Below are 19,869 nucleotides of genomic sequence, written 5' to 3' on the forward strand. Positions count from 1 at the left end.
CGGTCGGTCCCTTGTCAGTCGAGGTCGGGCAGTGGGCGCCGGGACACGTCATGGGCGTCCTCCGGCGGGACGCCGAGCATACGCAGCAGCATCTCGGCCAGGTTCGAGGCAGCCTCGTCGCCGTCGAGATCCGGGCGGGCGAACCGCAGTTCCACCAGCGCCAGGAGGGAGCCGCCCAGAGCGGTCAGGGCGACGGTCGGGTCCCCCGTGGTGAAACGGCCGGAGGCGATGCCGGCCTCCAGGTCCCGTACGGCGCGCGGGGCCAGGCCCGAGTGGGAGTGGATGTGGCCGAGGCCGCGGTGGCGCAGGACCTGCATGAGTTCCGGTCGGGAGTCGGCCAGGCGCGCACTGAGGCGGAGGCCCGCCGCGACGAGTTCCGCCGGGTCGTCCACGTCCCGCAGGTGCTCGTCGAAGGTCTGGCCGAGCTCTTCGAGAGCGTCCACGACGGCCGCGTCGAACAGCTCCGTCTTCGATTCGAAGTGGTTGTAGAAGGAGCCGAAGCCCACGTCGGCGCGTTCGGCGATCGCCTGGATGCTGGCGCTGGTGTCGCCGGTCTCGGCAAGTATCTGCCGGGCCGCGCGGACGAGCGCCTGACGGGTCTCTGCGCGGCGCCGTTCGAAGCGGTTACGGGGCGGAGCTGATGTCGGCATACGCGCGAGTCTACCTGCGAGAACCCTTGCACCACAGATCTGATGAAGCAATCAGTGCATATCTGATGCAATTATCACCGATACCCGTCCTCGCTATTGACGATCCAAGAGTCAAGGTTGATGATTTCCTCATTACAGCAATGTTGCTTGGAGGACACCATGTCCGAAACTCGCGTCAACGCAGTCGGCGACCACGACGTCAGGACGGCCCATCAGGACCTCCACAGTGAGGAAGGCGCCCTGCGCGGCGAGCACTCCGGACGGTCCCGCAACCCGGTGATCAAGGTCGCCGACCTGGCCTGGCTGGAGTTCGAGAAGCCCGACCTGGACCGGGCCGAGGTGTTCGCCCATGACTTCGGCTTCCAGGTCGCCGCCCGCACGGAGCGGGACCTGTGGCTGCGTGGCACCTTCGCCGGCTCACCGTGCATGGTGATCCGCAAGGGACGTGCCAGCCGCTTCATCGGTCCGGCGTTCCGCGCGGCCGAGCGCGCCGACCTGAACCGGCTGGCGCGCGTCACCGGCAACGCGGTGCGGGAGGCCGATGTCCCGGGCGGCGGCCGGACGGTCGACCTGCTCGACCCGTCCGGTCTGCCCGTACGGGTCGTGCACTGCGGCGAGGAACTACACGCCCTGCCCGAACAGCAGCCGCAGCTCCTCAACTTCGGCACTGATCACCGCCGCGTCAACGCGACGCAGCGTCCACCGCGGGAGCCGTCGCGCGTCCAGCGGCTCGGGCACATGGTGCTCGAGACCCGCGTTTTCCGAAGGGCTCTGGACTGGTACCTGGACACGCTCGGCATGATCGTCAGCGACTTCCACTTCCTGGACGGTCAGCGCGACCGAGGTCCGGTGATGGCGTTCATCCGCTGCGACCTGGGAAGCGAGCCGGCCGATCACCACACGCTGGCCCTGCATCTCGGCCCCGGCAACGGCTACGTCCACTCCGCCTACCAGGTCACCGACCTCGACGCGATCGCCGCGGGCGGGGAGTACCTCGGCGAGCGTGGCTACGAGCGCAGCTGGGGGATCGGCCGGCACGTCAAGGGCAGCCAGTTGTTCGACTACTGGCGTGACCCGGACCGCTTCCTGCTGGAGCACTTCGCCGACGGCGACCTGTTCTCCTGCGACGTCGAGCCCGGCTGGTCGCCCATGTCGGCCAGCGGACTCGCCCAGTGGGGGCCGCCCGCCTCCCGCGACTTCCTCGGTACGAATCCGTCCCCCGCCAAGCTCCGCGAGGTCATGCACGCCCTGCGCGGCGACAACGAACTCGACCCGGCGCGGCTGCTGGGCCTGCTGAAAGCGATGAACTCATGAGCACCAACGTCCTGCGCACCGCCGACGGCTGGTGGGTGGTGCGCGACGCGCGCGCCGTCCGCATCGACACCAAGGCCGTCACCACCGCCGAGCTACTGGCCGACCGGACCGCCGTAGCGGAGGCCGCCGACTCGGGCGAGGCGGGTACGCCCGTGGCCGATCTGGTCGCCCTGTCCCCCGTCACCACCCCCTGCCGGGTGGTCGCCCAGATGGTCAACTACCGCAGCCACGCCCGCGACTCGGGCTTCACCGGCGACATCCCGCCCGCCTTCTTCCGCAAGGCGTCCGGCTCGGTCAGCGGCCCCCACGAGAGCATCGTCCGGCCGAAGCACGTGAAGTTCCTCGACTACGAGATCGAGCTCGGCCTGGTCATGGGCGCGCCCCTTCCGGTCGGCACCGTCATTGAGGACCGGGACCTTCCCGCCTACGTCGCCGGTCTCGTGCTCACCAACGACGTCAGCGCCCGTGAGGTCCAGCTGACCAAGACGCAGTTCTACGAGAGCAAGTCGTACCCGACCTTCACACCCACCGGCCCCTACCTGACTTTGCTGGAGCCCGAGGACTTCACCCACCTCCTCGACCTGCGGCTGAAGCTGTCCGTCAACGGTGACCTGCGCCAGGACCGCACCCTCGCCGACATGATCGTCCGCCCGGCACAGGCGCTGACCCTGCTCGCCCGCTTCCAGACCCTGGCCCCCGGCGACCTGCTGCTGACCGGCACTCCCGGCGGCACGGCTCTGAAGGCTCCGCCGAAGGCCGTGGAGAAGCTCGGCGCGCTCCTGCCGCCCGCGCTGAAGTGGAAGGTGTTCTTCAAGAACCAGGCCAAGAACCCGCGCTACCTGCACCAGGGCGACCTGATCACCGCGACGATCGCCACGCCGGACGGGCGGATCGACCTGGGTGAGCAGCGCACCCCCGTCACCGACGCGACATGACCGACGCGAACCGATCCCCGAAGTGAGCCGCACATGACCGCCGACCAGGCCACCGGACCACGGGACACCGCGCCCCGGCCCGGACACGTGCCCGTGGTGATCGTCGGAGCCGGACCCGTGGGCGTGACCGCCGCCCTCCTGCTGGCCCGGCGTGGCGTGAGGACCGTCGTCCTCGAACGCCACCACGACGTCTACCCCCTGCCCCGCGCCGTCGCCACCGACGACGAGGTGCGCCGCATCCTCCAGGCCGCGGGGGTGCAGGAGGAGTTCACCGCCATCGCCCGCCCCGCGCGGGGGCTGCGGCTGCTGGATGCCCGGCACCGGGTGATGGCCGAGTTCCCACGCGCCGCACAGGGGGCCCACGGCTTCCCGCAGACCAGCATGTTCGACCAGCCCGAGCTGGAACGGGTGCTCCGCGACGCCCTCACCCGCACCCCGGAGTGCGAACTGCGCGGCGGCGTGGAAGTCACCGGCGTGGAACAGGACGGCGACGGTCCGGCCCGGGTGACCTACCGCGACGACGAGGGCGAACACATCGTGCGGGCGGACGCCGTCCTGGGCTGCGACGGTGCGAACAGCCTCACCCGCGACGCCATCGGTGCCACATGGGAGGACCTGCGCTTCGAGGAACGCTGGACGGTCATCGACGTGCGCACCAGCCTCCCGGTCCGCTGCTGGGAGGGTGTCGAGCAGATCTGCGACCCGCACCGGCCGGCCACCTTCATGCGCGTCAGTGAGGACCGCTACCGCTGGGAGTTCCGGCTGCCGGACGACTCGGAACTGGACCACGAGCGGTTGCGGGAGCTGACCGCCCCCTGGGTGGACCTCGCGCCCGGCGCCGACTTCGAACTGGTGCGGCAGGCGCAGTACACCTTCCGGGCCCGTATCGCGGACCGCTGGAGCCACGGCCGGGTCTTCCTCCTCGGCGACGCCGCGCACCAGACCCCGCCCTTCATCGGGCAGGGACTGTGCGCCGGCCTGCGCGACGCCTACAACCTCTCCTGGAAGCTGGCCCGCGTCCTCCGACAGGGCGCCGCTGAACGGCTGTTGGAGACGTACGAAAGCGAACGCAAGCCGCACGCCCGCCATGTGATACGGCTCGCGGTCGCCATGGGCTGGGCCATGACCGGCGGCCAGGACGGCGCCGCCGCCATCCGCCGTGGCCTCCTGAGCGCCGCGTGCCGCGTCCCGGGTCTGAGTACGGCGGCCGCACGCGACCTCAGTCCCACCCTGGCCGCGGGCCCACTCGTCCGCCGTCGGCCCCGTCGGGGCGGCCGCGGTCTCGCGGGCACCTTCTGCCCTCAGCCGTGGGTGACTGTCGACGGACGGCGCTCCCGCCTAGACGACCTGCTCGGCGACTCCTTCACCGTGCTGACCGCCGTGCCCTCGCCCTCGCTGCGGGCGGTCGCCGACGGCCTCGGCGCCCGGACCGTCTCCGTGGCCGGCCTCGGCGACGACGGCCGCCTCGCCGCCTGGCTGCGCGAGGGGCGGGCGGACGCCGTACTGCTGCGACCGGACCGGATCGTGATGGACGTCGTCCCGCCCGGCGGCCACGACTTCACGGACACGGCCGGCTGGGCATCCCTGCTGCACACCACCCGAAGCCCCCTTCCGTCCCAACACATCGTTGAGAAAAGCCTGTTGAGGAGCATGACGCGATGACCACGCCGTATCCGCCCCCCTTCTTCACCCCCGATCCACAGGCCGCGACCGCCAGCCGCATCGTCGACTTCGGCCGCTGGGCCTCCCAGCACTGGGGGGTCGACGCCGACCTCACCGACTATGCCGCACTGCATCGCTGGTCGGTCACCGACCTCGAGGGCTTCTGGGGCGCGGTGTGGGAGTACTTCGACATCGAGGCGAACACCTCGTACGAACGGGTGCTGGGCGAGGAGGCCATGCCCGGCGCCCGGTGGTTCGAGGGCGCCACCCTCAACTACGCCCACCACGCCCTGCGCAACCTCGCGGACGACGAGGTGGCGATCGTCGCCCTCGACGAGACCGGCTCGGCATACGAGATCACCGGGGAGCGACTGCGCGCCCAGGTCGCCTCCGTCTCCGCGACCCTGCGCGACCTCGGCGTCGGCATGGGCGACCGGGTCGTCGGCTACCTGCCCAACACCCCGCACGCGATCGTGGCGTTCCTCGCCGCGGCCGGCCTCGGAGCCGTGTGGTCGGTGTGCGGCCAGGACTACGCTCCCAAGGCCGCCGCCGACCGCTTCGCGCAGCTCGAACCCACCGTCCTGATCGCCGCGGACGGCTACCTGTTCAACGGCACCGCCCATGACCGCCGCGACGCCACCCTCGAACTGGTCACCGCACTGCCGACGTTGAAGGCCACCGTGCTGGTCGACCACGTCGGCCTGCCCTGGCCCTCGCGGAACTACCCCTCACTGGTCATGCCTTGGGAGGACGCCGCCACCCGCACCGAGCAACTGGCGTGCACACCCGTGCCGTTCGACCACCCCCTGTGGGTCGTCTTCTCCTCCGGCACCACCGGCCTGCCCAAGGGCATCGTGCACGGCCATGGTGGCGTCCTCATCGAGCACCTCAAGACCCTCGGCCTGCAGTCCGACCTGGGCCCCGGCGACCGACTGCTCTGGTACACGACCACCCACTGGATGATGTGGAACCTGGTCGCCTCCACCCTTTTGACCGGCGCGACCACCTGCACCTACGACGGCAGCCCCGCCCCGCTCACCCGCCCCGACGTCTTGTGGGAACTCGCCTCCCGCCACCGCGTCACCGTCTTCGGCACCAGCCCCCAGTACCTGCTGGGCATGGCCAAGTTCGGCATCGACCCGTCCGTGCACGACCTGTCGTCGATCCGCGTCGTCGGCTGCACCGGCTCCGCGCTGCCCGCCTCCGCCTACCCCTGGGTCCGCGACCACGTCGGCGGTCATGTCCTGCTCGCCTCCATCAGCGGCGGCACGGACATCGTCTCCGGCTTCGCCGGCAGTGCGCCCAACGCCCCTGTCTGGGCAGGTGAGTTGTCGGCCCCGCACCTGGGTGTGGCACTCGCCGCCTACGACGCGGAAGGCCGGCCGGTGGTCGACCAGGTCGGCGAGCTGGTCGTCACCCGTCCCATGCCGTCGATGCCCCTGTACTTCTGGAACGACCCCGACGGCGCCCGCTACCACGACGCCTACTTCTCCGCGTACCCCGGTGTGTGGCGGCACGGCGACTGGATCACCCACACCCCCCACGGCTCGGTGATCGTCCACGGCCGCTCAGACAGCACACTGAACCGCAACGGCGTACGGCTCGGCAGCGCCGACATCCACGACGTCGTGGAGCGCCTCCCGGAGATCACCGAGGCGCTGGTCATCGGCGCGGAGGAACCGGACGGCGGCTACTGGATGCCCTTGTTCGTGGTCCCCGCGGCCGGCGTGACCCTCGACGAAGCACTGCGCGACCGCATCCGGGAGGCCATCCGCACCGGCGCCTCACCCCGCCACGTCCCGGACGAGATCATCGAGGTCCCGGCCATCCCGCACACCCGTACCGGCAAGAAACTCGAGGTCCCGGTCAAACGCCTGCTCCAGGGCGCCGCCGTCGAGCAGGTCGTCAACCCCGCCGCCCTGGACGCTCCGGAACTCATCGCCTACTACGCCCGCCTCGGCGCCGAACGCCGCAGCCGAAAGGCCCCGGCGTGAGAGCGGCACAGATCACCACCGCCGTCGTCCTGGCCCTGATCCTCCTTCCGCTGGGCGTGGCGAAGATCGCCGCCCTGCCGGTCATGCGCCAGGCGGCGGCCCACTTCGACATGTCGCCGGGCTTCTACCGCATCGTCGGCGTCCTGGAGGTGGCCGGCGTGGCCGGGCTGTTGCTGGGGCTGACCGTGACCACCCTCGGTGTCGTCGCCGCGACGGGGCTTGCGTTGTTGATGGCCGGAGCCGCCGTCGTCCACCTGCGCCATGGCGACCCGCCGGTACGGGCTCTGCCGGCCGCCGTGCTGGCCCTGGCGGCCGCGGTCTACGTCGCTTTGTCGGCGACCGTTTGACCATGGGACCGTCGCACTCGGTCCCTTCCCATGCTCAAGGCCACCCCGCCGGATCCGTGACGGGGTGGCCTTGGGGTGTTCACTGCTCCGGGTTCAGGAGGGAAGCTCCTTGATGTCCGTCGGCTCCTGCCGTTCGACCCCGTTGAAGCGGTGGCGGAAGTCGCTGGAGGCGTCCTGCGCGGGCAGATGCAGCACGGCAACGACCTCGTGGGGCGAGAGTTCCTCCGGCCACGGCACGGAGGCGTCCTCCACCGGCATCCGGTCGACGTCGACGCACAGTTGGGCCCGCAGGTCGTACTCGGCGCTGTGGTCCGCGAAGAAGTCGACGACGAGGTCGCGCAGGGCCGACTCGCCGGCCTTCTTGTCGACGGGGCTACTGGTGAGCGCCTTGACGTCGGCCGAGCGGGGGGTCGCCGAGATCTTGGCGACGTGGTCGCCGTAGCGCAGGGCGGCCATGGAGTGGAAGGTCTCGCCGAGGACGTGATGGTTGGCGGCGGCGAGGGTCTCGACCGCCGGTGGCAGCGGGCGCCCCACCCGGGTCAGGGCCTTGGCGGCGGCGCGGGCGGCCAGGCCGGTGAGCTGGAGCCGTTGGTCGCTCTGGCCGGGCTGCTTTTCGAGCAGGCCTTGGAGCTTGGCGTACTCGCCGATGTTTCCGAAGGGCAGGGTGGGGTGGTTGACGAGGAGGAAGTCCTGGGTGGTGTGCCCGTCGTCCAGGGCGCGCGGCCCGGGTGCGCCGATCACCTTGATGGCGATGCCACGCTGCACGGGCACCTGGTCGGAGCGCAGGTCCCCGGGCGCGGAGGAGTAACGGACGATCACGGGGTAGACGGCCGGTTCGGCGAAGAGGCCCTGGGCGAGGTGGGGAGGCAGGTTCTGCTGGATGCGCAGTTCGCCTGCGAGGACGCCGTGGCTCTTGGCGTGGGCGTCGCGCAGCCCGTGGCGGTGTTTGGCGGCGACCTGCTGGTTGGCCTTGCCCATGGCCGCGACGACCTGGCGGACGAGTTCGTCCTCGTCGGGAAAGGGCTGTTCGAGGTCGGGGCGGTAGCGGACGTACGAGGTGGGTGCGGTCACGGGGGAGCCTCCGCGCGGGGGTGGGAGATCAGGTCAGGTGCTGCTGAGCCAGCGGATGGCGGAGAGGCTCGGCATGAAGAAGTACTCGCCGCCGAGCAGGGTGTTGAAGGACTGGATGCCCTGCACCCGGCGGGGCGGAGTGCCGGGCACGGTGAAGTAGGCGCCCTTGTCCTGGAGCGAGATCATCGGGTCCTTCTCCTTGCCCAGGCCCATGAAGTTGCCGGAGCCGACCCACTCGCTCTGCAGGAACTCGACGTTGTCGATCGCACGGGCACCCAGGGCGATGAAGTCCAGGCCACGCGGTCGGCCGTCGTCCTTGAGCCGTTCCGTGGGCAGGGGCTCTCCGTAGGACGTGCCGCGCCGGATGATCCGGCGGATGTTGACGTCGCTGAGAACCGTCAGCTTGGTGTCGCGCGGGTTCATCCGACGGATGTGGGAGCCCAGTGGGGTCCGTAGTCCACGCGGGTCGGCGGAGTAGTCGAAGTCGTTGATCCGCTTCGGGTCCTCGCCGATGGCGGGAGTGTCGCGCTCCGGTGTGAGGGCCAGCGGTGCGCCGCTGCGCCAGCGGCCGACGAGCTTGGCCGCCAGCAGTTCGCGTTCCTGCTCGGTGCGGGCGTTGTCGTGCAGGAACTTGTTGAAGGCGGCGACGTGGGAGTGGTACTTGCGGAAGACGACGTAGGTTCCGTTGCGGCCCAGGACATCGGGGGCCGGTACGGGCAGGGGAAGTCCGGTCTCGCTCGGGTGGCCGAGGACGAACTCGCCGGCCTTGATCGTCTTGCCGTCACCCGGCAGCGGCTCGGCGCCGCTGCCCTCGACCACCGGCTGGCTGAACCCGTCCCGGTAGCCGAACACGTTGAACCCGTCGGCCGCGAAGCCCTGGTGCGACACCAGCCGCACGCCGGGAACACCGCCCAACTCCTTTTCGTACGCGGCGACTTCGCTGCGCCAGTCGTCCTCGCTCGCGGCATAGATACTGACTGCGACGTGCACGCGGGGGGTACCGAACGGGAACTCCCCGTTGCGCGGGTCGTTCGGGCCGGTGTCGCGCAACCGCTCCGCACGGGCGGCCATCCCGGCACGGAAGTTGGCCGGGAAGGAGGCCAGCGACTCGTCCGGCACGCCCAGCGCCAGCAGTCCCTGGTAGCTGAGGGCGAGGGCGAACCAGGACGGCTGGGGTTCGTCCCAGCGGGCCGCGGAGGTCACGCGCGGGGCCAGTCGGCGCAGCAGCTCCCGGCCGGCGGACGGCTCGGTGATCTCCAGGATCGCGTGGGTGCCGAAGTAGGGCTCGGGCCGCGCCCGCAGCAACGTCGCCTGGATGTCGTCGAGATCCAGGGTGGGGGTTCGGCGCAGGCGCCGGAAAGGGGAGGGCATGGTGTGCTGCCTCAGTTGAGCTCGGTGAGGAAGTTCTGCACGGTGGCGTCCTGCCTCTTGAGCCGGTTTGCCTCCGCGACGGTGAGGTTGGGGTGGGCGACGAACCACGCCTCGGCCGGGAGCTGGTACTTGACGATGAAGTCCTTCACGTCCGGCGAGGTGATGCCGGGCCAGCCCTCGACGTTGCTGAACAGGTAGTCCATGAACTCGGGGATCTTGGTGGCGAAGTCGTCGATGTAGGGGTCCCACTCGCCGTCGAAGGCGGTCGCGAACAGCAGCTTGGTGCCGTTGTCGAGGAACACGAAGCGCATGTTGTGCAGTGTGCCGACCTGACCGGCGCCCACCAGGTTCCCGCCCACCAGCTTGAAAAACTTCCGCAGCCGCTCGGCACCATTGGGCTTCAGCGGCAGGATCGTCGTCAGCTCGGACACCTCGCCGCTCTTCGCGCCGATCCGTCCGGCCCTCGTGACCGCGTGTTCGGCCGCCTCTTCCTTGTCGGCCAACAGCTCACCGACACGGACCTATAGCGCGATCTTCGCGTCCGACAGCGTCGCGTCGACCTTCTCACGGAGGGCCTCAGGCAGCTTCTGGAACCGGTCGTGCAGGTCTCTCTCACTCATGGCGCCTCTCCTTGACGTCGGGGCCGACCGTCTTGATCGGCGCTGGGTGCGGGGGCTTGATCGAGCCATGCCGATGCAATCATCGATTTACATCAGACCATCACAAATAGGACGGCTCGGCATTGCGCCAGGCTCAGCGATACGCACTCGCCGATCATTCCCGCATAACTGATTACATCATCAGTTTCCAGTCTCGGCATGTCAATGCACCACGCGTGATCGATTACACGGCCGGACCCAGCTCGTCGAGGCACTGCGCCCACCATCGCCGCAGCCGTCGAGCGTGGCCGACTCCGACCGTGGCCGGATTGCCACTCGTGCAAGTCGGAGCGAGAGCGGCCGGGGCGGCTGTGGACACAGCGCAGAGCAACGACACAGACGACGTACGCGGAATCGGACCGGACATTCTCGACGGAGTCGTGCGCGGGCCCGACCCGGGGGAAGCCGGACGGGCGGTGGAAGGACGTCGACACCGAACTGCCGGCATCGGGGACGACTTGACCCTGCCCTCGCGGCGGCGGACATCGCGGTCCCGGACGCAGGAACTCGAGGCCGACCTGCTTGATCGTTTCGACGTGGCCCGGGCCCTACTCGTCCTGACCAGCACCGAGTTCAAGGGGCCAGGCTCACGCGCTCGACCTCGGAGCGAGCACGACACTGGGCGCCGATGAACCGATCCTGGCCAGGCTCACCATGACGTCCAAACCGCTCGGTTCAGCGGAAGCCCGCCGGCGCCCTAAACGCGCGCCCGAACTCGTCGACGCGTGCGCCGCCCGCTTCCCGGCCGGCGCGCGCGTCGAACGCTCCGACGGGCACACCTCACGCACAGCCGCCTCAAATGTTCGCCACGCGTATAGACAAATACCACTCGACGAATTCCGATTGCCGGTGCGAATCGTCATTGCTCCCGCCGCGCAACGATCCATCGAGAGGAGCACAACCGTGAGCCGTCGACCTCTTCGGCATGCTGTCCCACGCGCCTGGCGCGCGCTGCTCGCCCTGGCCGTGTGCTTGTGTGCACTACCACTCATCGTCTTAAGCCACGGCACGACCAACGCGTATGCCGCCACCCCGGTACACGTGTACGTCGCCGGCGACTCGACCGCGTCGACCTACACCGCCGGCCAGGCCCCTCGGACCGGCTGGGGGCAGGCCCTCCCGGTCTTCTTCAACTCCAACGCGGTGGTCGTGAACGTCGCCAAGTCAGGCGCCAGCTCCAAGAGTTTCATCGACCTCGGCCGGCTCGACCACATCCTCGGCCTCATCACGAAAGGAGACTATTTGCTCATCTCCTTCGGGCACAACGACGAGAAATCCGACGACCCCACGCGGTACACGATCCCGGCGACGACGTACAAGTCCTACCTGGCGCAGTACATCGACAAGGCGAGGGCCAAGGGAGCGAACCCGGTCCTCATCACGCCGGTCGAGCGGCGCCACTTCAACAGCGCCGGCGTCATCTCGCCCAGTCACGGTGCTTACCCGGCCGCGATGACCGAACTCGCCACGGCCAAGGGTGTACCGCTGATAGACCTGACCGCCTCCAGCACGCGGCTGTGGAACGCGCAAGGAGTCGAGGGCACCAAGAACTACTTCATGAACCTGCCGGCTGGGGCGTACCCCAACTACCCGGACGGGATCGCGGACAACACCCACTTCCAGGCCTACGGCGCGATCCAGGTAGCCCGCCTGATCGCTCGCTCGCTGAGCAGCCAAGGCGTCATCCCCGCGGCCGACTTCCAGAAACTCGGCGACACGATCCCCACCAGCGCGATCGTCTGGCCCACCACCGCACCCTACTGAGCACCCTTCGCCCCTCCAGGCGATCCGTCCGCCGTGCCCCGGCGCGGCCACGAGAAAGCAGCCGCACATGCCTCTTGTCACGAAACGCCGATTCACCGGCGTCCGCGCCACCGTTGCCGCGTTAGCCATCGGGTCTGCAGCGGTCACCGTCGGCACCGACAACGCCTCCGCCGCCACCGCGATCACGGTCGCCGCCGACGGGTCGGGCAACTACACCACCATCCAGGCAGCCGTCGCGGCCGCCTCCACGGGAACCGTCATCACCATCAAGGCCGGCACCTACCAGGGTCAGGTGTCCATTCCGTCGAGCAAGTCCGGCATCACCCTGCAGGGTTCCACGGGCACCTCGACCGACGTCGTGATCACCGGCAACGCCCCGGCCTCCACCGCCGGGACGGCCGGCAGCGCCACCGTGCTGAACATGGCCGCGAACACCACGATCAAGGGCCTCACGATCGCCAACACCTACGCCGCCCACGACAGTCAGGCCCTGGCCCTGTACGCGGGCGGCGACCGGCAGTTCTACCGCAACGTCCGGATGCTCGGCTACCAGGACACCTTCCTGTCCTGGGGCGGCACCGGCAGCTCCCAGGTCCGCCAGTACGTCTACAAGAGCTACATCGAGGGCGCCGTCGACTTCATCTACGGCAACGGGGCGCTGGTCATCGACAGCTCCACCATCCGCTCGCTCGACCGCGCCAGTACCAACAACGGCTACATCACCGCCGCCGCCACCCACAGCAGCAACAAGTACGGCATCCTCATCACCCGGTCGACCCTGCTGAGCACCGCCGCCTCACAGACCGTGGCGCTCGGTCGCTGCTGGCACGCCGGCGGCGCCACTGACGCGATAGGCCAGGTGCTCGTCCGGGACTCCACCATCGGCGGTCATATCCGGCAGGCCGGCGCCTGGCAGGACATGAGCGGCTTCTCCTGGAAGACCTGCCGGTTCTCGGAGTACAACAACTCCGGCTCCGGTGCCACCCAGGGCACCAGCGACCGGCCGCAGATGAGCGCCTCGACGGCCGCGAGCTACACCGCCCAGAAGTACCTGGCCGGCAATGACGGCTGGAACCCCGTGCCGTAAGGGGAGCCGGACGCGGGGAAGCGGGCGCCGGCAAGTCATCGGCAACGGGCCGACTCGCCGTATGGCGAGCGACGGCCAGCGAGAACAGCGTGCGCGATGGCCAACGGCGGCGCCTGAGGGACATCACCGCGTACGAGTCGTCCACCCGGGCGAGGGCGGCATGATCTCCACCACGGGCGATCTTGACCGCGTGTGAGCGGAGATCGATTGTCCGGCGACGTCGCGGCTGTGCCGGCGCCTTCCTCCCCGGAGCGGGCGAGAGATGGCGGTGGAGGCGCCGGCATCCCGTCGCGTCAGCTCGTCGGACGGAAGGTGGCGTCGCTGCGCCCCGTCACGGTGCTGATCGAAGGAGGGGCCCGCCGGCGCCGATCGTCGGGGTGGCCGCGGATAGCCCACAGGGTTCAGTCCGCCCAGCATCACCTCGTAGCGCGGAGCACGGGAAGCCGCGGCCTTCGGAGCAGTCGCCGGCGTCTCTCCCCCTCGTCGAAGGCGAACTGCAGGGCGCCGGTGAGAGAGCGGGCGTGCAGACGCGGCGGCGGCCGCGCTGCTCAGCCCTCACCGCGCGATCGTCGCATACAGGGCACGCTGGTGTCGCCGGCGAGATCAACGACGAACGGTCCTCGTTCACCGTCAGGATCGCGCCGGTTCCCGCACCTGGCCTGCTGGTGAGCGCGCGCGAACCCCCGGGGGCCGTGCCACACGCCCCGCACCGACGCTTTTCCGGCCGTTACGAGAAATTCTGCGCGAAGCGTTGACACGCGTCCGGGTTGTTCCTACCTTCACTTCACGCGAACCGGTTCGACGGTCGTTAGCTGGCTGACATCCAGCCAAGTTCGAACCGATTCGACTGTGTACAGCAAGGAGTTTGCGTGAACATCGGTGAGATTGCCAAGCGGGCTGGTGTCTCGCGGAGCACCGTCTCGTACGCGCTCAGCGGCAAACGTCCCGTGTCCGAGGACACCCGCCAGAAGATCCAGCGGGTCATCGACGAACTGGGCTACCAGCCCAACGCGAGTGCGCGTGCCCTCGCCAACGGCCGGACCAACACCATCGGTCTGGTCTTCCCGCCGGCCGGGAACCACTACACCGGCATGCAGCTGGACTTCATCGGCAGCGTCACCGAGGCCGCCGCGGCCCACGACTACGACGTGCTGCTCTCTCCCAGTGGTGTGGACAGCGACCGTTCGTTCCAGCGGCTGCTGGGTGAGCGGCGGGTCGACGGCGCGATCCTCATGGAAATCCGACTGGAGGACGACCGGGTCGATCACCTGGCCGCGCTCGGCTTCCCCTCCGTCGCCATCGGCCGCACCGCGCGCCCGGAGGGCGGCTGGTGGGTCGGACTGGACCACAGGGCACTGGCGGCGGCCTGTGTGCACCACCTCGCCGACCTGGGCCACCGCAGGATCGCCTTCGTCAACCGGCCCGAGCAGCTCCTGCGGGCCGGGTACGAGTCCGCCCACCGGGGTGTGGACGGGTTCACCAAGGCGGCGGCGGAACGCGGAGTGACCGCGCGTACGTACTGCTGCGGCGACGACGCCGCCTCCGGCCTGGCCTGCCTGGAGCGGATCCTGCACGACGACCCCGCCACCACGGCGCTGGTCACGCTGAACGAGGCCGCGCTGGGCGGTCTCTACCGCGGGCTGGCCCAGGCCGGCCGCCATGTGCCACGCGATTTCTCGGTCACCGGGGTGGTGGCCGGCCGGTGGGCGGAGACGGTGACCCCGCAGCTCACCGCCGCTGACGTGCCGGCGGAGGAGATGGGCCGCCGCGCCGTCGAACTGCTCGTCGAGCGGCTCGACCACCCCGACACACCGGGCCACCACCACCTGCTCGTGCCGCCGATCTCGTTGCGAGCGAGCACCGCACCCGCGGACATCACGCCGACCGACACTGCCACGGACTTCGAGGCCCGTACGAACCCCTGATCCTCCTCCGCTCTCTCTTCCGCGCACTCTCCGCTCCCGCACCGGACGGCTGAGCCACTCACCGTCCGGGCTCGGCGAGCCGACAACCCGCTATCCCCTCTCAAGGCACACCTGTGCCGAACCGAAGGCACACCTGTGCCGAACCACGAGGAATACGCAATGAACAGATCTGCCAGACGGCGTCTCACCGCCGCAGTCCTGACCGTCGTCGCCGTCACCACCAGCGCCACCGCGTGCTCCTCCGATTCGAGCGGGACCTCGACGAAGGCCGCGGACGGCGGTACGTACACGATCTGGGACCCGTACCCGCAGTTCGACAAGAGCTCGCAGTGGGCGAAGCTGCTGGACACCTGTGGCAAGAGCGCCGGGGTGAAGATCAAGCGGACGGCGTTCGACACCAGTGACCTGACGAACAAGGCGCTGCTGGCGGCGCAGCAGGGCAACTCCGCGGACGTCCTCATCGTCGACAACCCCGTGGTGTCGACCCTGGCGGAGGCCGGGGTCCTCACGTCGACCGACGAGAACAAGATCGACACCTCGAAGGTGGACGCCAACCTGCTCGCGGCCGGCCAGTCGGGCGGCAAGACGTACGGCACGCCGATCGGCGCCAACACCCTCGCCCTCTACTACAACAAGAAGGTCCTCAAGGCTGCGGGTGTGGACCTCGCGTCGGTGAAGGACTGGGACTCGCTGACGGCGGCGCTGGAGAAGGTCAAGAAGTCGGGGAAGAAGGGCATCACGTTCTCGGCGATCGGGACCGAGGAGGGCAGCTTCCAGTTCCTGCCGTGGTTCTGGGGATCGGGCGCGCAGCTCACCGATGTCGGCTCGTCCGAGGCGGTGTCCGCGCTGTCGCTGTGGAAGGGCTGGCTGGACAAGGGCTACGCCCCCAACTCGGTGATCAACAACACCCAGACGACCAGCTGGCAGGAGTTCGCGAGCGGCGACTACGCGTTCGCCGAGAACGGCACCTGGCAGCTCGCCGCCGCAGACAAGGGCGGCCTCGACTACGGCGTCCTGCCCATTCCGGGCGCTGCCGGAGGCAGCGCCTCGGCCCCGACCGGCGGCGAGTTCGTCACCGTCCCTGTGCAGGACGACACCGGCCGGTACGCCACCTCGCAGAAGCTGGTGTCCTGCCTGACCAGCGACGAAAACCTCAAGTTCACCGACGGCACGCTGTCGTATGTGGCCCCCACCGGCGCTGTTCAGGCCAGGCAGGTGAACTCCAACGCAGAACTGAAGCCGTGGGTCGACGCGGTGAAGGCGGCCAAGGGACGCACCAGTGACGACCTGGGCACCAAGTACCCCAAGATCTCCGAGCAGTTGTGGAAGGCGGTCCAGTCCGCGCTGAGCGGGTCGGCGTCGCCGAAGGACGCGCTCACGGCCGCCCAGTCCGCCGCCAAGTAACCAGTGCCAGAGGCCCGTTGATGAACCGCACGACACAACCGCCGGTGCCGGATGCACTGCGGGTCCGTGGCGGGAACGGGGCGGCCACCGCCGCCCCTTCCCCGGCCCGCACCACGACCCGGCGCCGCCCCCGCCCCCGCTCCCCGCAGTGGGCCGCCTGGGCCTTCCTCGCCCCGGTCACCGCCTACCTCGCTCTCTTCTACGCCTATCCCCTCTACCGCAACCTCGATCTGAGCCTGCGCAACTACACGGTGCGCTCCTTCGTCCAGGGCGACGCGCCGTTCACCGGCCTGGACAACTACCGAAAGGTCTTCGACGACCCGACGTTCGCCCCGGCCCTGCTCCATACCGCCGTCTTCACCGTCGTGTGCCTGGTCTTCCAGTACGCCATCGGCCTGGCGCTGGCGGTGTTCTTCAACCAGAACTTCCGGCTCTCCGCCACCTTGCGCGCCCTGTTCCTGGTGCCGTGGCTGCTGCCGCTGATCGTGTCGGCGTCCACCTGGTCGTGGATGCTCAACAGCGAGTCCGGTGTCGTCAACGCCGTGCTGCACACGGTCGGGATCGGCCCGGTGAACTGGCTGACCTCGCCGTCCTGGTCGCTGGCCTCGGTGATCATCGCGAACATCTGGATCGGCGTCCCCTTCAACCTGGTCGTCCTGTACAGCGGCCTGCAGTCAATTCCCGCCAGCTTGTACGAGGCCGCCGCCCTGGACGGGGCGAACGCCTGGCAGCGGTTCTGGAGCATCACCTTCCCGCTGCTGCGCCCGGTCTCCGCGATCACTCTGCTGCTGGGCCTGGTCTACACCCTCAAGGTCTTCGACATCATCTGGATCATGACCAAGGGCGGCCCGGCGGACTCGTCCACCACCTTCGCCACCTGGTCCTATCAGCTCGGGTTCGGCAACCTGCTGCCCGCCTTCGGCCCCGGCGCGGCCGTCGGCAACCTGCTCGTGGTCGCCGCCCTGGTCTTCGGTCTGGTGTACGTCCGGGTCCAGCGAAAGCAGGCGCTGTCATGAACCCAGGCACCAGCTGTACGTGGTGGAAGACCACCCTCGGTGTCCTGCTCACCGCGGTCATGCTCTTCCCGGTCTACTGGATGCTCAACGTGTCCTTCACCCGCGACCAGGACATGCGCAAGTCCCCGCCGGACCTGTTCCCCGCCCACGGCACCCTGGAGGGCTACCGGGCCGTCCTGGACCAGCAGTTGCCCTACCTCGGCACCAGCCTGGTCATCGGCCTGGGCACCGTCCTGCTCACCGTGGCGCTGGCCGCTCCCGCCGGTTACGCGCTGGCGAAACTGCGCCCGCGCGGCGGCGGCGCTCTCAGCTTCCTCCTGCTGGTCGCCCAGATGATCCCCGGCATCATCATGGCGATGGGCTTCTACGCCATCTACCTCCAACTCGGCCTGCTCCAGTCGGTGCCCGGCCTGATCGTCGCCGACTCCACCCTGGCCGTCCCGTTCGCCGTCCTGATCTTCACCGCGTTCATGTCGGGCATCCCCGGCGAGCTGATCCAGGCCGCGCAGATGGACGGGGCACGGCCGCTGCGTACCTTCTGGTCGATCGTCCTGCCGATGAGCCGCAACGCGATCGTCACGGTGTCCCTGTTCGCGTTCCTGTGGTCCTGGTCCGACTTCGTCTTCGCCAGCACCCTCGCGGGCGGCGGCGCCCACGAGCCGATCACGCTCGGCATCTACCACTACATCGGCAACAACAACCAGCAGTGGAACGCCATCATGGCCACCGCCGTCGTGGCCTCCCTGCCCGCCACGGTCATTCTCGTCCTCGCCCAGCGCTACGTCGCCGCCGGCGTGACCGCCGGCGCCGTCAAGGACTGACACCGCCGGCCCGCCCCACCTTTCCCCCCTCTGACGATCCCTGCTCGAGAAACGAGTACCGCCTCCATGACCGCCGCCCGATCCGGCCCGGCCTTCTCCGTCCACGACATCCCCTTCAGCACCCACGGATCCTGGTTCGGCATCTCCCCCGTGCTGGCGGAGAAGACCTACGCCGAGGACCTCCACCTCGTCTCCCACCAGAACGGCATGCACGCCGTCCTGCGCCTGGTCCCCCTCGACCCTGCGACGGGCGAGCGGGCCGAGACACGCGTCGAGGCGACACCGGGCCTGCTCAGCTGGACCGCCACGGACGGGCGCATCGACCTCGCCTACGAGTCGCCGGACACCGTACGCATACACGGCACCGGTCTCCGGTTCGGTATCAACGCGGTGGCACCCGCCCTCACCCCGTTCAGCGGAACCTACTTCTACCGTGACCCGGTGGACGGCGCGTACGTGTTCACCTCCTACGAGACTGGGTGCCGCTACCGGATCACCGTGCTGTCCGGCACGGTCGCCGAGCTGTCAGGTTCCGAGGCGCTGGGCGTCGGGGACCGCGGACTCACTATCGCCGCCAACGCCGACGGAACGTGGGGGGTCGCGGTCGAGGAACTCGACAGTGCCCGACAGCCCTACCGCGCGTCGACGGTGTTCGGCGAGGTCGTGGAGGCCGCGCGGCGATCGTTCACCGAGTTCGCCGACACGGTCGCCCCCTGGCGCTCGGACGACACCCCGGCCGCCGAACTCGCCGCCTACGTGGTGTGGTCGGCGACCGTGCGCCCGGCCGGCCTGGTCACCCGACCCGGTGTGCTGATGTCCAAGCACTGGATGGACAAGGTGTGGAGCTGGGACCACTGCTTCAACGCCCTCGCGCTGGCCCCCGGATCCCCCGCCCTCGCCTGGGACCAGTTCCAACTGCCCTTCGACCACCAGGACGAGAGCGGCGCGCTGCCCGACTCCGTCGCCCACTCCGAGGTCCTCTACAACTTCGTCAAACCCCCCATCCACGGCTGGGCGTTCGGCCATCTGCGCACGCGGCTCACCGAACCTCTCGACCCGGCCCAACTGGCCCAGGCGTACGACAGGTTGACCCGCTGGACGGACTTCTGGCTCACCGCACGGCGCGCCCCCGGCACCGCCCTGCCTCACTACCAGCACGGCAACGACAGCGGCTGGGACAACGCCACCACCTTCGACCCCGGACGCCTCGCCGTCACCGCCGACCTCACCGCGACGCTGATCCTCCAGCTCGACGAACTGGCCCGGCTGGCCGGCGAACTCGGCTTCGCCGACGACGCCCGGCGCCGCACCGAGACGGCCGACGGCCTCCAGGTGGCCCTGCTGGACGAACTGTGGGACGGCGAACGGTTCCTGAGCCGCCCGGCCCACTGCGGCGCCCCCGTCCCGAGCGCCAGCCTGCTCGACCTGATGCCGATCGTGCTCGGCGACCGCCTGCCCGCCAAGGTCCGCGACCGACTGGCCGAACGGATCGAAACACACCTCACCGCGTTCGGCCTGGCGACCGAACACCCCGCGTCGCCCCACTACGAGTCCGACGGCTACTGGCGCGGCCCGATCTGGGCCCCCGCCACCGTTCTCGTCGAGGACGGCCTGCGCCGCGCCGGGCACGACCGGCTCGCGGACGAGATCAGTGCCCGCTTCCGCGCCCTGTGCGAAACCTCCGGGTTCGCCGAGAACTTCGACGCCCTGACCGGTCGGGGACTACGCGACCGCGCCTACACGTGGACCGCCAGCAGCTACCTGCTGCTCGCCCGCGACCACCACCACCGCCACGCGGACACCCGGGGCTGACACCCGCGTCCCCTGACCCGCGAGCGACGACCCACCC

The 19,869-nt window shown here is 69.5% G+C and carries 16 protein-coding genes; 12 read left to right on the forward strand and 4 right to left on the reverse strand.

All coding sequences use genetic code 11. The features are described from left to right. Window positions 1-14 precede the first annotated feature (14 nt). Complete coding sequence (locus ACFYRX_RS07140; protein ID WP_389097305.1) at window positions 15-650, reverse strand: TetR/AcrR family transcriptional regulator; 636 nt, start codon at window positions 648-650, stop codon at window positions 15-17. Between the two features lie 159 nt (window positions 651-809). Here ACFYRX_RS07140 and ACFYRX_RS07145 point away from each other — a divergent pair, with 159 nt between their 5' ends. The 5 genes from ACFYRX_RS07145 to ACFYRX_RS07165 are packed head-to-tail and all read left to right on the forward strand — an operon-like array spanning window position 810 to window position 6,902. Then, on the forward strand, window positions 810-1,964 hold the full coding sequence (locus ACFYRX_RS07145) for a VOC family protein (protein ID WP_389097306.1): 1,155 nt from the start codon (window positions 810-812) through the stop codon (window positions 1,962-1,964). Continuing rightward, window positions 1,961-2,899, forward strand: coding sequence for a fumarylacetoacetate hydrolase family protein (locus ACFYRX_RS07150; RefSeq protein WP_389097307.1), 939 nt, complete (start codon window positions 1,961-1,963; stop codon window positions 2,897-2,899). Before ACFYRX_RS07145 ends, ACFYRX_RS07150 begins: the two co-directional genes overlap by 4 nt. 33 nt (window positions 2,900-2,932) lie before the next feature. Further along, window positions 2,933-4,561 (forward strand): bifunctional 3-(3-hydroxy-phenyl)propionate/3-hydroxycinnamic acid hydroxylase, encoded by a 1,629-nt coding sequence (locus ACFYRX_RS07155; RefSeq protein WP_389097308.1) that lies wholly within the window; start codon window positions 2,933-2,935, stop codon window positions 4,559-4,561. Next, the gene (locus ACFYRX_RS07160; protein WP_389097309.1) at window positions 4,558-6,555 is read left to right on the forward strand and encodes an acetoacetate--CoA ligase; all 1,998 of its coding nucleotides are present in this window, start codon (window positions 4,558-4,560) and stop codon (window positions 6,553-6,555) included. The genes ACFYRX_RS07155 and ACFYRX_RS07160 overlap by 4 nt, the downstream gene beginning before the upstream one ends. After that, window positions 6,552-6,902, forward strand: coding sequence for a DoxX family protein (locus tag ACFYRX_RS07165; RefSeq protein ID WP_389097310.1), 351 nt, complete (start codon window positions 6,552-6,554; stop codon window positions 6,900-6,902). The genes ACFYRX_RS07160 and ACFYRX_RS07165 overlap by 4 nt, the downstream gene beginning before the upstream one ends. A gap of 93 nt (window positions 6,903-6,995) precedes the next feature. Here ACFYRX_RS07165 and ACFYRX_RS07170 read toward each other — a convergent pair whose 3' ends face one another. Genes ACFYRX_RS07170 through ACFYRX_RS07180 form a run of 3 tightly spaced genes read right to left on the reverse strand, consistent with a single transcriptional unit; the run spans window position 6,996 to window position 9,847 of the window. Beyond that, window positions 6,996-7,973 (reverse strand): catalase family protein, encoded by a 978-nt coding sequence (locus ACFYRX_RS07170; RefSeq protein WP_389097311.1) that lies wholly within the window; start codon window positions 7,971-7,973, stop codon window positions 6,996-6,998. A 33-nt stretch (window positions 7,974-8,006) separates the two neighbouring features. Continuing rightward, entirely contained in the window at window positions 8,007-9,344 is a 1,338-nt protein-coding gene (locus tag ACFYRX_RS07175; protein WP_389097312.1) for a Dyp-type peroxidase, read from the reverse strand. An 11-nt stretch (window positions 9,345-9,355) separates the two neighbouring features. Further along, entirely contained in the window at window positions 9,356-9,847 is a 492-nt protein-coding gene (locus tag ACFYRX_RS07180) for a hypothetical protein (RefSeq protein WP_389097313.1), read from the reverse strand. Window positions 9,848-11,044: 1,197 nt separating this feature from the next. Here ACFYRX_RS07180 and ACFYRX_RS07185 point away from each other — a divergent pair. The 7 genes from ACFYRX_RS07185 (at window position 11,045) to ACFYRX_RS07215 (ending at window position 19,832) form a co-directional block, all read left to right on the forward strand. After that, on the forward strand, window positions 11,045-11,767 hold the full coding sequence (locus ACFYRX_RS07185) for a rhamnogalacturonan acetylesterase (protein ID WP_389097314.1): 723 nt from the start codon (window positions 11,045-11,047) through the stop codon (window positions 11,765-11,767). Between the two features lie 67 nt (window positions 11,768-11,834). Continuing rightward, entirely contained in the window at window positions 11,835-12,854 is a 1,020-nt protein-coding gene (locus ACFYRX_RS07190; protein WP_389097315.1) for a pectinesterase family protein, read from the forward strand. A gap of 869 nt (window positions 12,855-13,723) precedes the next feature. Beyond that, a complete protein-coding gene (locus ACFYRX_RS07195) occupies window positions 13,724-14,779 on the forward strand; it encodes a LacI family DNA-binding transcriptional regulator (protein WP_389097316.1) in 1,056 nt (351 codons plus the stop codon). A 159-nt stretch (window positions 14,780-14,938) separates the two neighbouring features. Beyond that, window positions 14,939-16,183, forward strand: a complete 1,245-nt coding sequence (locus tag ACFYRX_RS07200) for an extracellular solute-binding protein (RefSeq protein WP_389097317.1) — start codon at window positions 14,939-14,941, stop codon at window positions 16,181-16,183. 20 nt (window positions 16,184-16,203) lie between these two features. Next, entirely contained in the window at window positions 16,204-17,199 is a 996-nt protein-coding gene (locus ACFYRX_RS07205; protein WP_389097318.1) for a carbohydrate ABC transporter permease, read from the forward strand. Then, window positions 17,196-18,020: a carbohydrate ABC transporter permease gene (locus ACFYRX_RS07210; RefSeq protein ID WP_389097319.1), complete on the forward strand. Its 825-nt coding sequence runs from the start codon at window positions 17,196-17,198 to the stop codon at window positions 18,018-18,020. The genes ACFYRX_RS07205 and ACFYRX_RS07210 overlap by 4 nt, the downstream gene beginning before the upstream one ends. 66 nt (window positions 18,021-18,086) lie before the next feature. After that, complete coding sequence (locus ACFYRX_RS07215) at window positions 18,087-19,832, forward strand: amylo-alpha-1,6-glucosidase (RefSeq protein ID WP_389097320.1); 1,746 nt, start codon at window positions 18,087-18,089, stop codon at window positions 19,830-19,832. The last annotated feature ends 37 nt before the right edge of the window (window positions 19,833-19,869 follow it).

This window comes from Streptomyces sp. NPDC005374 (genome assembly GCF_042872225.1).
In the GTDB taxonomy this organism is placed as follows: Bacteria; Actinomycetota; Actinomycetes; order Streptomycetales; family Streptomycetaceae; genus Streptomyces.

What these genes read in the sequence shown, in the direction of transcription:
- ACFYRX_RS07140 (WP_389097305.1), bottom strand. Translation starts at nt 650, where the DNA reads ATGCCGACATCAGCTCCGCCCCGTAACCGCTTCGAACGGCGCCGCGCA.
- ACFYRX_RS07145 (WP_389097306.1), top strand. Translation starts at nt 810, where the DNA reads ATGTCCGAAACTCGCGTCAACGCAGTCGGCGACCACGACGTCAGGACG.
- ACFYRX_RS07150 (WP_389097307.1), top strand. Translation starts at nt 1,961, where the DNA reads ATGAGCACCAACGTCCTGCGCACCGCCGACGGCTGGTGGGTGGTGCGC.
- ACFYRX_RS07155 (WP_389097308.1), top strand. Translation starts at nt 2,933, where the DNA reads ATGACCGCCGACCAGGCCACCGGACCACGGGACACCGCGCCCCGGCCC.
- ACFYRX_RS07160 (WP_389097309.1), top strand. Translation starts at nt 4,558, where the DNA reads ATGACCACGCCGTATCCGCCCCCCTTCTTCACCCCCGATCCACAGGCC.
- ACFYRX_RS07175 (WP_389097312.1), bottom strand. Translation starts at nt 9,344, where the DNA reads ATGCCCTCCCCTTTCCGGCGCCTGCGCCGAACCCCCACCCTGGATCTC.
- ACFYRX_RS07190 (WP_389097315.1), top strand. Translation starts at nt 11,835, where the DNA reads ATGCCTCTTGTCACGAAACGCCGATTCACCGGCGTCCGCGCCACCGTT.
- ACFYRX_RS07200 (WP_389097317.1), top strand. Translation starts at nt 14,939, where the DNA reads ATGAACAGATCTGCCAGACGGCGTCTCACCGCCGCAGTCCTGACCGTC.
- ACFYRX_RS07205 (WP_389097318.1), top strand. Translation starts at nt 16,204, where the DNA reads ATGAACCGCACGACACAACCGCCGGTGCCGGATGCACTGCGGGTCCGT.
- ACFYRX_RS07210 (WP_389097319.1), top strand. Translation starts at nt 17,196, where the DNA reads ATGAACCCAGGCACCAGCTGTACGTGGTGGAAGACCACCCTCGGTGTC.
- ACFYRX_RS07215 (WP_389097320.1), top strand. Translation starts at nt 18,087, where the DNA reads ATGACCGCCGCCCGATCCGGCCCGGCCTTCTCCGTCCACGACATCCCC.